Source organism: Bacillus sp. FSL W7-1354 (assembly GCF_038002405.1).
Taxonomy (GTDB): Bacteria; Bacillota; Bacilli; order Bacillales; family Bacillaceae; genus Bacillus; species Bacillus paralicheniformis.
The window spans coordinates 1,322,753-1,337,075 of sequence record NZ_JBBOCL010000001.1; the positions used below are offsets into that span (position 1 = coordinate 1,322,753).

Below are 14,323 nucleotides of genomic sequence, written 5' to 3' on the forward strand. Positions count from 1 at the left end.
CCGTCTATGTGAAAGGAAGTGTGATCGTGTTTGATTGGCAACGCTTTTTTCCATTTCAGCAGTTTTCCAAGGACGGATTAAAAAACGCTGACCCGAAAGATGTGGAGCAGTATATCCACCACATGATGAAAAGCGTTTTCGGCCCGGGGTATGCAGTTCAATTTCCTTTTCGTGACCCTCTCTCAAAAGAAACACAGGCGGCAGATGAATCTGATCCGATTGATATTTTTGAAACGACAAGCCATGTATTTGTTAAAATACCGCTCACCAAAGAACAGCTTAACCTTCTGAAAATTAAACATACTTCACAAACCCTGATCATAGAAAACTACCCTGAAAAAGGGCGGCAGGAAAAAGTCGTTCTCCCCTCTCTAGTGCGCAGAAAGGGTACGAAAGCAATATTTAAAGACGGCATTTTAGAAGTGATGTTCTTAAAAAATGAGGACTTTAACCTGTCTGAAATCGACATCACGTTTTGAAAACGGCCAGCTTGGCAAAGCAGGCTGTTTTTTTTCTTCCTGTACCATTTTAACACTAGTCCTCAAGGATGATCACCTCATTTGCCTGACATGCGGCTGAACTTTTACATTTCAACGGTGGTAGTCATTATTCCTTAAAAAATCTCTGTAACTATTTGCTCTTTCGGCTGTTGTCAGTTAGTCCTTATAATGATAATGGTTCTCAATTTATAAAACAGGAGGATGGATATGAAAAAGAAAATCAGCTTATTGATCACAGCAATGTTTTTGACGATCCTTTGTTTTTCACCTCAAGCTTCTGCAGCATACAACTCACTGCATAAGGGCTACGCCACTTACACGGGGTCGGGTTACTCCGGCGGTGCATTGCTTTTGGATCCTATTCCGTCCAATATGAAGATCACCGCTTTAAATCCGACAGATATGAATTACCGCGGAGTGAAAGCAGCTCTTGCCGGCGCCTATCTGCGGGTTGAAGGGCCGAAAGGAAAAACGACCGTCTATGTGACCGATCTGTATCCTGAAGGCGCGCCGGGAGCTCTTGACCTTTCACCGAACGCTTTTCGCCAGATCGGCGATATGAAAGACGGCAAAATCAACATTAAATGGCGTGTAGTCAAAGCGCCGATTACCGGCAATTTCACTTACCGGATCAAAGAAGGCAGCAGCCAGTGGTGGGCGGCAATCCAAGTCAGAAATCACAAATATCCCGTCATGAAAATGGAATATTACAAAGGCGGAAAGTGGATCAACATGGAGAAAACGGACTACAACCATTTCGTCAGCACCAATCTTGGGACAAGTCCGCTTAAAGTCAGAATTACAGATATCCGAGGAAAAGTCGTAAAAGACACGATCAAAAAGCTGCCGGAAAACGGGACGTCAAGCGCATATACCGTACCTGGAAAAGTACAGTTCCCTGACTGATCGATCCGGAAAGAATGAGACGGCGGCCAAAGGCGAAAAGATTCGCAAGCTTTGGCCGCCGCTTCATATTGGACATCCGGCATTTTAGATGCCAGCAACAATTGGCTTATTGATCAATAGCCCGGTCCCGCCCCTCTGAATGGAGCTGTGCCCGGAACACCTCCGTACGGAACGGCCCCAGGAGCTGACCCGTAGCCGTAATAAGGCGTGCCGCCGTAAGGTCCCGGGTATGGCGGCGGGTAAGCGTAAGGTCTTGGGTAGTTAAAAATCGCACTTCCGAGAAATCCGCCCAGCAATCCGCCGACAAGCGGCGCTCCAAAACCCCAGAATAACGGGAATCTGGCCGGGTATCCGGCAGGACCTGATCTCGAATAAAGCATATGAGGGTTCATTGGCTTTTATCCTCCTTTATGTCTGCCTATAGTAAAGGTATTCATAAAGTCGGGAAACGTTTGGGCTATTCTTCATAAATCATTTTTTTTGTCATTCCGCCGTCCACCGTCAAGTTTGTACCGGTGACAAAGCGATTGTCCGGATCGGTCAAGTAAAAGCATGCTTTGACGATATCCTGAGGGCGGCCGACCCTGTTTGACAAATGCTGTTCGTGGTCAATAGGCCGCAGGGCAGTATCATCACCGGTTTCGATCCATCCCGGGGAAATGCTGTTGACGACGATTGAATCTTTGCTTAAAGACGCGGCCAATGCGTGAGTCAAAGCGATTAAGCCCCCTTTTGACGCGGCATAGGCTTCCGAGTCAGGCTCGGACATAAACGCCCTTGTCGAAGCGATATTGACGATGGCTCCGCCTGTTTTCGCTTCTTTCATTTTTTTGGCGGCTTCTTTTGCGCAAAGAAACGCGCCTTTCAAATTGGTATTCAGAACATCGTCCCATTCTTCCGCCGTCAAATCATAAGGGGACTTCCAAACTGATCTGCCCGCGTTATTAATGAGCGCAGATATCGAACGGCCGTTTCGGGAAGCTTCCTGCATCAGCTGTTTCACATCTTCTTCAGATCCCACATCACAAGCTGCAAACTGAACCCGCGCTCCGGAAGCGGTCAGCTCTTTTTCAAGCTGTTCACCCTCTTCCTTCAGTACATCGGCGAATACGACGATAAAACCTTTTTGAGCATAGGCGGTCACAAGGTCTCTTCCGATGCCTTTGGCCCCGCCTGTAATGACGACTGTTTCTTTACTAGTCAATCCGGTCAGCTCCCTTCCGGATCGCAATGATGCTCGGCCCAGGTTTGTATCTCTCTGAGGACAGGCTCTAGCGCCGTTCCCTTGTCTGTCAATTGATAGATGACTTTTACCGGCGTTTCCGGCAGCACTTGGCGCTCGATTATTTTGCAGTGTTCGAGCTCTTTTAAACGTTCAGCCAGCATTTTTTGGCTAATCATCGGTATCATTTCGGTCAAGTCTTTAAACCGTTTAGGTCCATCCAACAATACATGGATGATCAATCCATTCCATCGTTTGCCGAGTAAAGAAAAGGCGGCTTCCATTCTAGGACACATTGTAAACCCCAATTCTCTCACCCCTCCATATCCAGTTGACAAATATAATGTGTGCCATTAAAATACTCAATAAAGTTACAAAAAGTAAGTTTCTAACTTTTTGTCTGACTCTATCATAACATGTTTAGCCCAAAGGAGGAAGTCACATGTCTTCACAAGAAAACACTGCTCTCAACATTCTGGAAGAGCGTACTTCGATTAAAGAATATGACACAAGCGTTTCCATTTCCAAAGAGGAGCTGACAAAGCTGCTGAGCGTCACAACAAAGGCTCCGTCAGCCTGGAATCTGCAGCACTGGCATTTTACAGTCTTCCACAGCCAAGAATCAAAAGATAAGCTCCTTCCGATCGCGTTCAACCAAAAACAAGTCAGCCAGGCATCTGCGGTTGTAGCCGTGCTTGGAGACTTACAAGCGAACCTGAACGGTGAAGCCGTATACGGCCCTCTGACAGAAGCAGGTTATATGACTGAAGACATTAAAAACACGCTGCTCGGACAAATCAACGGCGCTTATCAAAACAGCGGATTTGCAAGAGACGCCGCCTTTACTAACGCATCGCTCGCGGCCATGCAGCTGATGATTGCGGCTAAAGCTATGGGCTATGACACATGCGCGATGGGCGGCTTTGACAAGCAAGCGTTCGTTAAAGAATTCAACATCAACGAACGTTATGTACCGGTCATGCTGATTTCGATCGGAAAACCGGTCAAACCTGCGCACAAAAGCAATCGTTTTGATGTGTCTGACGTATCTACATGGCTGTAAACACGCTAAAAACCTTAGTCCCCAAAAAGGACTAAGGTTTATTTTTATGCTTTTATATGCTTTTCATACCAGATTTTCGCCTGGTCGATCTCGCTGTGTGTCAGCTGATGACCGCCGCTTTCCCAGTGAAGGAGCACTTGGGCGCCGGCGTTTGTGAAATAGCCGGCAAGCTCGCTTGATTCCTGCGGTGGGCAGAGGGGGTCTGTTTTGCCGGCTCCAATGAACACGGGCAGGCCTGTCATATCAGGGAGCTTGCGATTTCTAAACGGAACCATCGGATGATGCAAAATCGCCCCTTTCAGTACACGTTCATGACGGAACAGCAGACTTCCCGCGATATTGGCGCCGTTTGAATAACCGATTGCGACCACCCGGCTCCTGTCAAAGTGAAATTCATTTGCGGCTTCATCTAAAAACGCTTTTAATTCATCCGTCCGGTCGATCAAATCTTTCTCGTCAAACACCCCTTCTCTCAAGCGCCTGAAAAAACGGGGCATTCCGTTTTCCAGCACATTTCCCCTGACTCCGAGTAAATTTGCATCGGAATCAATCATCCTGCCGATCGGCAGAAGATCGTGTTCGTTTCCCCCTGTTCCATGCAATAACAACAGGGTGGTATCAGAATTCCCTTTCTCATATATATGATTCATTTCCTTTCACTCCTTTTCCCATTTTGTTTCAGCGATGTCATTGCGCCGGTGCTTTCCAGCGGTTCATCAATCAAAAAGCCCCCGTTCGCCCGTCTCTTTCCCATTCTTTTACTCAGCAGTCTCCTGCATGGTGATCCTCTTCATTCTGTTTTATCTCGAATTCAAGATATTAATTATTGTAAAGTTATACTTTCGAATATGCAAGCCAGAACGCCTGTTTAAATAATTTAAAAAATCACTTTTTTCTAATAATTATCTTGTGATTAAATCTGACAACTGCTATGATTATGAACATTAAAATCGCTAAAGGAGGAAAAAAGGTGAATCAACAGCTTTTTAAATGGGTTTTGTTCATCATCCCTTTTGTCGGGCAGCTTGCTTTGCTACCATTTGTAAACCGGATTGATCCGATCGTTTTCGGACTTCCATTTTTTCATTTTTGGCTGGTGCTGTGGATTGTGCTGACACCGATGATCACATTTGCGATTTACAGATTTGAGAAAAGAAACGGAGGTTATGAGTGATGCAGGGAAATTTAACAGCGCTCCTCATCACCGCCGGCATTATTTTGACCGTGGTCTGTATCGGGTTTATCGCCGGCAGCAATAAGCAGTCGCGGAAATCGGTTGAAGAGTGGTCTGTCGGCGGAAGGCGGTTCGGAGGGCTGCTCGTCTGGTTTCTTGTGGGTGCCGACTTGTATACGGCCTACACGTTTTTAGGATTGACAAGCACCGCTTTTACAAGCGGAAGCGTCGCTTTTTTCGCGATTCCTTATTCGGTTTTGGCCTATTTCATCGCCTATTTTTTTCTGCCGAAGATTTGGAAGGTTGCGAAAGTGCACCAGCTCACAACGCTGGCCGATTATGCAAGGGAGCGCTTCAGCAGCAAGCTCCTGTCTTCGCTTGTTGCGATTGTCGGCGTCTTAATGCTGATCCCGTATATCTGCCTGCAGCTCAGCGGAATTCAGGATACGCTTCAAATCGCGGGTACAGGGTTTATTAACGTCAATGTCGTCGTAATCATTTCGTTCGTCCTTGTCGCGCTTTATACGTTTTTCAGCGGCATCAAAGGTCCTACATACACTGCCATTATTAAAGACATTTTAGTTTGGGTGATGATGCTGTTTATGGTCGTTTCGTTGCCGCTCATCCATTTTAACGGCTGGACGCCGATGATTGACAAGCTGGCAAATGAAGCGCCGCATATGCTGACAATCCCTTCTGACGGACCTCGCGGAATCGCCTGGTTCATCACGGCATCGATCGTTTCCGCGTTTGCTCTGTTCATGTGGGCCCATGCGGCGACAGGCGTTTTCACGGCGAACAGCGCGGATGCACTCAGAAAGAACAGTATGTTTCTGCCGTTGTACAATATTGTATTGATTTTAGTCATTTTCTTAGGCTTTATCGCATTTCTCGTACTTCCTGATGACATTAACCCGAGATTTGCATTGCTGTATTTAATTCAAAGTTCCTACGGCGGCGTCACGCAAGGATTCGCCTATTCAACGATTGCCCTGGCAAGTCTGATCCCGTGTTCGATTATGGCGATAGGGGCATCCAACCTATTCGCTAACAATTTATACCGCGATTTGATCAACCCCCGCGTTTCGGGACAAAAGCTGACGATCATCACCCGCTCGATGGTATTCGTCGTCATCGGTCTGGCCCTTTTATTCGGAATGCTGTTCCCGGCAGCGCTTGTAACGCTTCAGCTGCTCGGTGTATCAGGCATGGTGCAGATATTCCCTGCCATCGTCATCAGCCTGTTCTGGAAAAACCAGACGAAGGAAGCGACGATCATCGGTCTTCTCATCGGCCTGGCCGTTACATTTACCGTTTATTTAACAGGTGCCACTTTCGGCATTTACGAAGGCTTCTGGGGGCTTACCGCCAATCTTTTGACCGTTGTCTTGTTGAATCCGTTTTTTGTGAAAAATGTAAAACACAATTCTGTGATCAGCTTTTTGTTCCATGCTAAGAAGGATGTGCAAAAAAGCGCTTGATCACTAAAAAACCCTTGCGCTTCGTGTGAGCGCAAGGGTTTCTTTTATTTTTCTTTTTTTAAGATCTCAATCGCTTTATCCAGCTGCGTATCATTGTCAGCAAGCTTAGCCTGCAGCTTACTTGTCATGCTGATCGTCGTCTCGCCCGTTAGGATGCCTGTCGTTTTCAGCTTTTGGTCTTTTTGAAAAGCCTTAACGGCAGCCTCTGTCTGTGCGTCGAATGCCCCCGTCGCATTCAGCTTATAGCCGAGCGCTTGGAGCATTTGCTGGGCAGCTTTCACTTCGTCTCCGGTGCTGCCTGCCTTATACTCTTTTTTGGAATCCAGGTACGGCAGTTTAGCATAGCTTGGGAGCTCCGCTTTATATTGAGGTTTGATTCCTTTTTCGTGAATCCAGTCACCATTTGGCGTCAGCCACTTGGCAATCGTCAGCTTGACGGTCGATCCGTCAGAGAAGCTCTCCGCATTTTGAACCGTTCCTTTTCCAAACGTATTTTCACCCACAATCGGGATGCCTGAAGACTGGTGAAGTGCTGCGGCCATGATCTCAGCGGCGCTTGCCGTTCCTCCGTTGACGAGAACGACGGTCGGCTTGTTCACTTTTCGCTCCTTCTCAGCTTTGTACACTTCTTTTTTCCCGTTTTTGGATTCAACCTGCATAATGGTTTTGCCTTTATCGACAAACATGTTGCTCATCATAATCGCTTGGTCCATCAGGCCGCCGGGATTTCCTCTGAGGTCAAGCACGAATCGTTCCGCACCTTTTTCAGACAAGTCATCAATGGCTTTCGTCAGTTCCTTAGCGGTATTTTCAGAGAAAGACGTAATTTGGATTTCACCGATGTTGCCGCCGATCATTTTAGAGTACACCGTTTCGATTGGAATCGTATCGCGCTTAATCGTAACATCGATTTGGCCGACGCCTCCCCTGTTGAGAACAAGCTTGACATTCGTGCCTTTTTTGCCGCGGATCATTGCTGTCGCTTCGTTGACGGTCTTGCCTTTTACGCTTTTGCCGTCCACTTTCTGAATTTCATCATGCGGCTTTAAGCCGGCTTTTTCTGCGGGAGATCCTTTAATAGGCGCGACGATTAGAATTTGTCCATTTTTTTCTTCTACTTGGGCGCCGATTCCTTCAAAAGAAGAGGTAATGCTTTCTTCAAAGCTTTTAGCTTCTTTCTTATCCATGTATGTTGAATATGGATCGTCCAAAGCTCCAAGCATCCCTTTAATTGCCCCGTCAGTCAGCTTTTCATCGTCTGCATTTTGATAATAGTCGCTCTTGATTTTGTCGTACGCCGCCATCAGCTTTTCGAATTTCTCGGAGTCTGAAGCGGAATATACTGAACCGCCGCTGCCTTTGCCCACCAGATAAAGCGTCAGTGCGGAGGCGGCGACAGCCGTAATCAATACAGCCAAAAAGAGTTTTAACTGCTGTTTCAAACGAACACCACCTTTTCTTCTTACCATATTATCATGGACGAATCTTTATTCGTCAACTCGAATTACTCAGGATCCGATTTTCCGGTCTGCTGGGATTCGATCGTTTTTCAACCATTATTCCTTTTTTGCATATGCATACAAAAAAGGAGGGATCTCAATTTGAGCGATTATTTAGACATGCTTGCCAGCTTCGGCGTCTCATCCGCTCATCCTGGCGGGATGTCCCTGTCAAAGGCAGTGCTCGCCAAAGCCGGCATCGACCCTGAGCAGCCGATTCTTGATGCAGGCTGCGGAACCGGCCAGACCGCCGCTTATTTGGGGCAGCTGCTGTTTCCTGTCACTGCCCTTGATGCCGACCCGGTCATGATCGATAAAGCCCGACAGCGTTTCAAAAAAGAACAGCTATCCATTCCGATTGTCCACTCTCCACTCGAGGAAATGCCGTTTCAGTCTGAAAGCTTTGCCTGTGTATTATCTGAATCTGTACTGAGCTTCACAGATATCCGGTCCGCTTTACAGGAAATCCGGCGGATTTTAAAACCCGGAGGGATGTTAATCGCGATCGAAGTGTGCCTTAAGGAAGGCAACGCTCTGACAGACGAAGCCAAAAAAGAAATCACGGACTTTTACGGATTCACCGCTTTATATGCCGAGAATGAATGGGTCAATGTCCTGCGGGAAGAAGGATTTTCAAAGGTTAGCATCATCCCTGTCCTATTGGAAGACACAGCAGACCCTGATGACGCCGTCGAAATGGATCTGTCGCCTTCGATTTCCGACAAAAACTATGAAACAATGGAAAAACACCTGCATTACCTGGAAAAATACCGGGATTCTCTTGATCATATTATTTTTATATCACATCTATAAACCATCATTTGTCCTCCTTCTTTCGTCCAACCTTTTCTATTGAAACTATCATAAGCTGACTAGGAATAGATTAGATGATGGAAGGAGCATTCAAGTGGACCGATATTATAGGTTTTGCCACCAAAATGTTGGCAGAGTTGCGAGAATCACCGACAAAGGAGGCCGCGTCCATGTCGGAAGAATCGTCCGTGTATCACCAAGCAAAGTGTATATCGCCCCGATGATCAGACGGGGAGGCCGCGGATTCGCCTACGGATATTACGGCGGCGGATGGGGTTGGGGCCCTGTATACGGACTTGGCCTTGGTTTAATTGCCGGTGTGGCCCTTGCAGGTTTGTTTTTTTGGTAACATGAAAAGGCCGATATCTATCGGCCTTTCCCTTTTATATCTTTTTCACCTGTTTAAAATACTCTTCAAGCGTCAAGCCGCGTTCTTGGATGACTTTAGCCGCTTTTTTGCCTACATAGCGCAGGTGCCATGGTTCATACTTATATTTCGTAATGTCTTCTTTGTTTTTCGGATAACGGATGATATAGCCGTATTTGTAGGCGTTCTTCTCGACCCATTGTCCGTCTTTCGTATTGCCGAAGTCCTCTGATAAGGCGAAGCCGTTGCTTTTGCTGGAAATATCCATCGCAAGTCCTGTCTGATGCTCGCTTTGACCCGGATATGCCACAGCTTCTTTCGCCTTTTCTTCTCCCTTTTGGCTCACTTCGTTGTTATAGATCGCTTTTTGTCTGTCATAGGATCTGTAGCCGGACACCGCAGCCAGTTCATAGCCTTCTTTTTTCGCGGCACTGAACATCTCTTCAAGCGCTTTGGCGGCTTCTTTTCTGATATACCGCTTGTCGATATCCTCGGTAAAAGAAAACGCGACATCAGGCACTGTCAAGTCGCTCGGTGCATAGTTGCCGGGAAGCGCGTACTCTTTATTGACAAGCGCCAGTATGTTTTCCGGATTTTGAATCGTCGGCAGCCCGTCTACATCTTTAATTTGATTAAAATACTTGCTCTCAAGTATGAACTCCTGATCTTCCAGGCTGCTGTCGTCCTTTTGGTCTTTCGCATCTTTGCTTGCATTTGCAGTGTTCTGTGTTTTAGCCGTGTCATTTTGCTTCTGTTCAGTCATGGTACATCCTGTGCCAAGCAGAACCGCTGCACTCAGCAATGAAGCAATCGTCACGTATTTGTACTTTCCGTTCATTCGAATCCATCCTTTTTCAGTGCATGTATCTGGTTACAATGCGGTATCCAGAGCCAGCAGAATCATATCATTAAAGGTCGTCTGTCTTTCTTCTGCTGTTGTTTCCTCGCCGGTAATAACGTGATCGCTGACCGTTAAAATGGAGAGGGCTTTTCGGCCGAATTTCGCAGCTAATGTATAAAGCGCCGTCGTTTCCATCTCGACCGCAAGCACTCCATGTTTGGCAAGCTTCTCAATTTGGCTGTCGTCATTATAGAATTGATCCGCCGTAAACACGTTCCCTGCCGTAACCGGGATGTTCCGCTCACTTGCAGCGTCATAAGCAGCTTTTAACAGGCCGAAGTCTGCGCAGGGCGCAAAGTCGATCGATCCGAATGCCACTCTGTTGATTTGCGAATCGGTTGATGAAGTCATTGCCAGAATGACATCTCTTACATTGACGTCTTTTCTGATCGCACCGCACGATCCGACGCGGATCAGGTTTTTCACATCATAGCTTCTGATCAGTTCATTGACATAAATTGAAATAGACGGCACACCCATGCCTGTCCCCTGTACGGAAACGCGCTTTCCTTTATAAGTGCCCGTAAAGCCGTACATTCCCCGTACTTCGTTATAACATTCAACGTTTTCCAAATATGTATCAGCGATATATTTTGCACGCAGCGGGTCTCCCGGCAGCAGCACCGTTTCTGCAATTTGTCCTTTTTCTGCGCCAATATGTACGCTCATGAATATTCCTCCTGCCTTTTTAAAGCTGATTGGTGATGATGATTGCAGCATCCACTCGCATATGTATTATAAACCAACATCGCGGAAAAAGAAAATAAAGCCCTGCAACGCTTCGGCATCATTCTTTTGTTGTCATGTTTAAAAAAGGACAGGCATACCTTTAAAAAAGAATCATTACGATTAGCTATTTCAGGATGGAGGAAAAGTGATGTTTCGTTCACTTAATAGTTATTTAATCGACTTTACCGGGCTTGTTGTCATCGGTGTTTTGCTATGCCTTGTGTCAGCCGGCGGATCGCTCGCCGCAGGCCTCCCCTTCCAGATTCCGGCTTCCGTTCAGCAGCTGAATACGATTTTCATCAGCATTTTAATCGAAGCTCTTCCCTTTGTATTAATCGGGGTATTGATCGCCGGTTTCATCCAGATTTTTGTAACTGAAGAGCACATCCGCTCGCTTTTTCCAAAAAACAGGTTTTCAGGAGTAATTGTCAGCTGTTTGCTCGGCGCTTGTTTTCCGGCTTGCGAATGCGGAATTGTCCCGATCGTGAGAAGGCTCGTCTCAAAAGGCGTTCCCATCTACGCCGGCGTCGGCTTTCTGTTGACAGGTCCGCTGATCAATCCGATTGTCATCTTATCCACTTTTATGGCATTTGGCAATGATTTGCGAATGGCCGTTTTAAGGGTTGCTGTCGGTTTTGCCGCAGCGGTCATCATCGCTTTTGCGATCAGCATGATGTTCCGCTCCAGCCAGCTGAAAACGGAAAGCAGCATAACAGCTGCACACTGCGCCCATTCCGGCAGACAATCCCCTTTTTCGGAAAAGCTATTTGATATGCTGAAACACGCTGTTGACGAATTCTTTGATATGGGAAGGTTTCTGATTATCGGCGCTTTAATTGCCGCACTTGTGCAAACCTACCTCCCGTTAAAATCGCTGTTTTTGTTCGGAGGGGGCATGCTCGACTCGGCATTGGTCATGATGGGACTGGCTTACTTTTTATCACTGTGCTCTGAAGCGGATGCATTTATCGGCGCCTCCTTCTCCAATTTGTTTCCTTCTTCGTCCATCCTTGCTTTTCTCGTATACGGACCAATGCTCGATTTAAAAAATACGGTCATGATGCTGCATGCGTTTAAGCCGAAGTTCGTCATTTGTTTGTCTATTCTGATCACAGTTGTTGTCTATGTTTGTATCAAATTTGTCAGTTTGCTTTAGAAAGGAGGTTTCACCAATGGTTTTTCAGCCTCGGCAATTTTTGCGCGCACTCGTGTTGGCGGCTTTTTCCGTCTTTATTTTCAAGCTCCATTACACAGGGGAAATTGATAAGCTGATCAATCCGAAATACGATTACACAAGCCTCATCGCCGCAGGTGTGTTTGCGTTTCTGTTTATCATTCAGCTGACAAGGGTCTGGACGGTGAAGGATGACCACTCTGGAGATTGCGGCTGCGGACATGATCATGACGAATCAAAGCCTTTTTTCATCAGGCTGATGCATTATGGCGTAATCACGCTTCCCCTTATCACCGGATTCACCCTTTCCCCGGCTGTACTGAATTCGTCTGTCGCCGCCAATAAAGGGACGATGCTCACCAAAACGGAGATCGCCCCTCAAACCGAAGGCGAAAAGGAACATGTCATGACACCGGAGATTCAGCAGGGGCTCGCCGATTCAGCGATGCCGAAGTCGGCGTATGACCGGAAGATGGAGCAATTTAAGCATGAAAAGCGAATTGTCATGAATGACGATATGTTTGCAGACTATTATGATGAAGTGACAAGCCGTCTTGATCATTACATTGGAAAAGAAATCACGGTCAAAGGCTTCGTCCATAAGGAAGCGGGGCTGAGCGCACGCCAGCTCGTGCTGTCCCGATTTATGATCACACACTGCATCGCAGACGCCAGCCTGATCGGGTTTCTCGCCGAATGGAGCGGCGCTGAGCAATTGCAGCCTGATACATGGATTGAATTGGAAGGAACGCTCGGCAAAGCATCTTATAACGGCGCTGTCATCCCGATCATCCGCACGAAGCGATGGAAGGAGATCAGCGAGCCGAAGCAGCCGTATGTCTACCCGGCCGCGATCAATATGACAGAATAAAGACGACTTTCTCTTGGATAAATAGCGGGGCGTTTAGTCATCCTATTTTTTAGGAAGGAGGTCATAAATGATGGGCAAAAAACAGCGAAACAGAGTCACCGGTCAGAAAAAGAACAACCACATCCCGACAAAGGACGTCATCGCGGCAGAGGATGCACACGAAAAGGAATTCAGCGCCAGAAAACGAAAGAATACAACATAAAAAAACTGCGGACAGCGCTTCCGCAGTTTTTTCAGCTTTACGATGACTGCAGCAAAATGCGGTTGATTTTGCTCCATCCCGTAGACAGCAGTTTATAATAGGTTTTTCCCTTTCTTCCTTCATCGATTAAAACGATGTCGCCTGTTGCAAGGAATCTCGCCTTATAATCATTCGGCACCGTGTCATAAACATTGAAAGTGGAAAATGTCCGTTCCAGCACATCTTCATGGGTTCTGCCGTTTATTTCCGTTCTGTAAACCATTTCATATCCCTTATCTTCACCAAAGCAAGGCGTTTGAAAAATCGTCACATCATAAGGTGTCAGCTTCTTTTTAAACAGTTGAAACATTAACGGCAATACAGATCCCTCCTTTTTTTATACAATTGGCGCTTCGCGGCTCAATCCCTTTGACTACTTTTGTCGAACAAGCGGGTACTTTTCGCCAATTTTTTTGAAGATGAAAAACAGCGCCAGACCGAGAGAAAATCCTGAGATGACATCTGTCATATAATGAACGCCGAGATACATGCGGCTGATGCCGATAAGTCCGACGATAAGGCCTGTCCACATGTAAAGTGCGCGGCTGCGTTGTTGAAAAAAAGGAATGCAGAGCAAAAAGAGATATGCGATAAACGGATATATGCTCGCCGCATTCATTGAATGGCCGCTCGGAAAGCTGTGTGACGATTCGTGGACGAGCGGGTTTATCGCAGGGCGCTCTCTGGCAATCCAGCCTTTTAAAGCTTCATTGGCCGTTCTTTCAACAAAAAACAGCAAATAAAGATACAGTGATGCCGCTGCTTTTTTATAGACGGCAAGTACCAAGGTTAAAGCAAGCATCAGCGGCAGCATGAAGCCGCTTGACCCAAGCTCTGTCACCGCTTTAAAAAACGCTGTGAGAACCGGGTGTCTAACAGATTCGAGAGCTTGTATCACGCTCACATCAAACGATTGAACCGCCGGGATGCGGATAAGAATGGCCATCATTGCAAAGACAGCGGCTGAAAATAGTGCTTTATACATTGAAAAAATCAGTGCCTCCTTGTCATTGTTTTTAAACATTTTACACCCGGCTCCCCCGCCGGGCAAATTTATAAGAAAAACCGGAGCAGGTGCGCCCCGGTCCCTTTTTTCAATCCTCTATATGCTCATCTATCATACATTTTGCAATCAGATAATCAAAGGTGATATCGGCAATTTCGAACAGTTCGTCCTCGCTCGGTATGTAGCCTCTTCTTGTCAGCTCTAGATAAAAAAAATCAGCGATTTCTTCTGTATCTATCATCAGTTCAATTTCTTTCATTGTGATCGCCTCCTTATTCTGATGTATGAGCTGGCATCCGGTTTTATAACCGGTTTGTCATAATGTTTGTCCTCTGTCATATACATGTCGTAACAAGACAAAAGCCGGAAGGGGAAA

20 protein-coding genes are annotated in these 14,323 nt (G+C 46.6%); 10 read left to right on the forward strand and 10 right to left on the reverse strand.

The features are described 5' to 3' along the window. Positions 1-26: 26 nt before the first annotated feature. Together MKZ04_RS06655 and MKZ04_RS06660 are read left to right on the forward strand one after the other, a co-directional pair. Complete coding sequence (locus MKZ04_RS06655) at positions 27-479, forward strand: germination protein GerT (RefSeq protein ID WP_020451829.1); 453 nt, start codon at positions 27-29, stop codon at positions 477-479. Between the two features lie 228 nt (positions 480-707). Continuing rightward, positions 708-1,406 (forward strand): expansin EXLX1 family cellulose-binding protein, encoded by a 699-nt coding sequence (locus tag MKZ04_RS06660; protein ID WP_020451830.1) that lies wholly within the window; start codon positions 708-710, stop codon positions 1,404-1,406. Between the two features lie 113 nt (positions 1,407-1,519). Here MKZ04_RS06660 and MKZ04_RS06665 read toward each other — a convergent pair whose 3' ends face one another. From MKZ04_RS06665 to MKZ04_RS06675, 3 genes are all read right to left on the reverse strand, one after another. Further along, on the reverse strand, positions 1,520-1,798 hold the full coding sequence (locus tag MKZ04_RS06665; protein WP_043054342.1) for a hypothetical protein: 279 nt from the start codon (positions 1,796-1,798) through the stop codon (positions 1,520-1,522). 65 nt (positions 1,799-1,863) lie between these two features. Further along, the gene (locus MKZ04_RS06670) at positions 1,864-2,610 is read right to left on the reverse strand and encodes an SDR family oxidoreductase (protein WP_025811284.1); all 747 of its coding nucleotides are present in this window, start codon (positions 2,608-2,610) and stop codon (positions 1,864-1,866) included. 5 nt (positions 2,611-2,615) lie between these two features. After that, positions 2,616-2,936, reverse strand: a complete 321-nt coding sequence (locus MKZ04_RS06675) for a winged helix-turn-helix transcriptional regulator (protein ID WP_023857369.1) — start codon at positions 2,934-2,936, stop codon at positions 2,616-2,618. A 134-nt stretch (positions 2,937-3,070) separates the two neighbouring features. Here MKZ04_RS06675 and MKZ04_RS06680 point away from each other — a divergent pair, with 134 nt between their 5' ends. Next, the gene (locus tag MKZ04_RS06680) at positions 3,071-3,691 is read left to right on the forward strand and encodes a nitroreductase family protein (RefSeq protein ID WP_020451833.1); all 621 of its coding nucleotides are present in this window, start codon (positions 3,071-3,073) and stop codon (positions 3,689-3,691) included. 44 nt (positions 3,692-3,735) lie between these two features. Here the strand turns inward: MKZ04_RS06680 and MKZ04_RS06685 are convergent, their stop codons facing one another. Then, positions 3,736-4,341, reverse strand: a complete 606-nt coding sequence (locus tag MKZ04_RS06685) for an alpha/beta hydrolase (RefSeq protein WP_020451834.1) — start codon at positions 4,339-4,341, stop codon at positions 3,736-3,738. Between the two features lie 320 nt (positions 4,342-4,661). Between MKZ04_RS06685 and MKZ04_RS06690 the strand changes: the two genes are divergently transcribed. Together MKZ04_RS06690 and MKZ04_RS06695 are read left to right on the forward strand one after the other, a co-directional pair. Continuing rightward, a complete protein-coding gene (locus MKZ04_RS06690) occupies positions 4,662-4,865 on the forward strand; it encodes a DUF3311 domain-containing protein (RefSeq protein ID WP_059230618.1) in 204 nt (67 codons plus the stop codon). Beyond that, positions 4,865-6,346, forward strand: coding sequence for a sodium:solute symporter family protein (locus MKZ04_RS06695; RefSeq protein ID WP_020451836.1), 1,482 nt, complete (start codon positions 4,865-4,867; stop codon positions 6,344-6,346). The genes MKZ04_RS06690 and MKZ04_RS06695 overlap by 1 nt, the downstream gene beginning before the upstream one ends. 44 nt (positions 6,347-6,390) lie before the next feature. Here the strand turns inward: MKZ04_RS06695 and MKZ04_RS06700 are convergent, their stop codons facing one another. After that, complete coding sequence (locus tag MKZ04_RS06700) at positions 6,391-7,788, reverse strand: S41 family peptidase (RefSeq protein ID WP_020451837.1); 1,398 nt, start codon at positions 7,786-7,788, stop codon at positions 6,391-6,393. Between the two features lie 159 nt (positions 7,789-7,947). Here MKZ04_RS06700 and MKZ04_RS06705 point away from each other — a divergent pair, with 159 nt between their 5' ends. Then, positions 7,948-8,658: a class I SAM-dependent methyltransferase gene (locus MKZ04_RS06705; RefSeq protein ID WP_316072984.1), complete on the forward strand. Its 711-nt coding sequence runs from the start codon at positions 7,948-7,950 to the stop codon at positions 8,656-8,658. A gap of 94 nt (positions 8,659-8,752) precedes the next feature. Further along, on the forward strand, positions 8,753-9,007 hold the full coding sequence (locus MKZ04_RS06710) for a hypothetical protein (protein ID WP_020451839.1): 255 nt from the start codon (positions 8,753-8,755) through the stop codon (positions 9,005-9,007). 34 nt (positions 9,008-9,041) lie between these two features. Here the strand turns inward: MKZ04_RS06710 and MKZ04_RS06715 are convergent, their stop codons facing one another. Then, positions 9,042-9,863, reverse strand: a complete 822-nt coding sequence (locus tag MKZ04_RS06715) for a M15 family metallopeptidase (RefSeq protein WP_025811280.1) — start codon at positions 9,861-9,863, stop codon at positions 9,042-9,044. Between the two features lie 33 nt (positions 9,864-9,896). Then, on the reverse strand, positions 9,897-10,595 hold the full coding sequence (deoD, locus tag MKZ04_RS06720; RefSeq protein WP_003182742.1) for a purine-nucleoside phosphorylase: 699 nt from the start codon (positions 10,593-10,595) through the stop codon (positions 9,897-9,899). 208 nt (positions 10,596-10,803) lie between these two features. On the opposite strand from deoD, the gene MKZ04_RS06725 reads away from it, so the two are divergent. From MKZ04_RS06725 to MKZ04_RS06735, 3 genes are all read left to right on the forward strand, one after another. Further along, positions 10,804-11,811: a permease gene (locus MKZ04_RS06725; protein WP_043054345.1), complete on the forward strand. Its 1,008-nt coding sequence runs from the start codon at positions 10,804-10,806 to the stop codon at positions 11,809-11,811. A 16-nt stretch (positions 11,812-11,827) separates the two neighbouring features. After that, positions 11,828-12,700, forward strand: coding sequence for a TIGR03943 family putative permease subunit (locus MKZ04_RS06730; RefSeq protein WP_043054346.1), 873 nt, complete (start codon positions 11,828-11,830; stop codon positions 12,698-12,700). 70 nt (positions 12,701-12,770) lie between these two features. Continuing rightward, positions 12,771-12,902 (forward strand): hypothetical protein, encoded by a 132-nt coding sequence (locus tag MKZ04_RS06735; RefSeq protein WP_020451843.1) that lies wholly within the window; start codon positions 12,771-12,773, stop codon positions 12,900-12,902. Between the two features lie 37 nt (positions 12,903-12,939). On the opposite strand, the gene MKZ04_RS06740 is transcribed toward MKZ04_RS06735, so the two are convergent. From MKZ04_RS06740 to MKZ04_RS06750, 3 genes are all read right to left on the reverse strand, one after another. Next, entirely contained in the window at positions 12,940-13,251 is a 312-nt protein-coding gene (locus MKZ04_RS06740; RefSeq protein ID WP_173636688.1) for a YodL domain-containing protein, read from the reverse strand. 63 nt (positions 13,252-13,314) lie between these two features. Beyond that, positions 13,315-13,926, reverse strand: a complete 612-nt coding sequence (locus MKZ04_RS06745; protein ID WP_230368172.1) for a phosphatase PAP2 family protein — start codon at positions 13,924-13,926, stop codon at positions 13,315-13,317. 109 nt (positions 13,927-14,035) lie between these two features. Next, positions 14,036-14,206 carry a YozD family protein gene (locus MKZ04_RS06750; RefSeq protein WP_020451846.1) on the reverse strand — a complete coding sequence of 57 codons (171 nt, stop codon included), beginning with the start codon at positions 14,204-14,206 and terminating at the stop codon, positions 14,036-14,038. Positions 14,207-14,323: the final 117 nt, after the last annotated feature.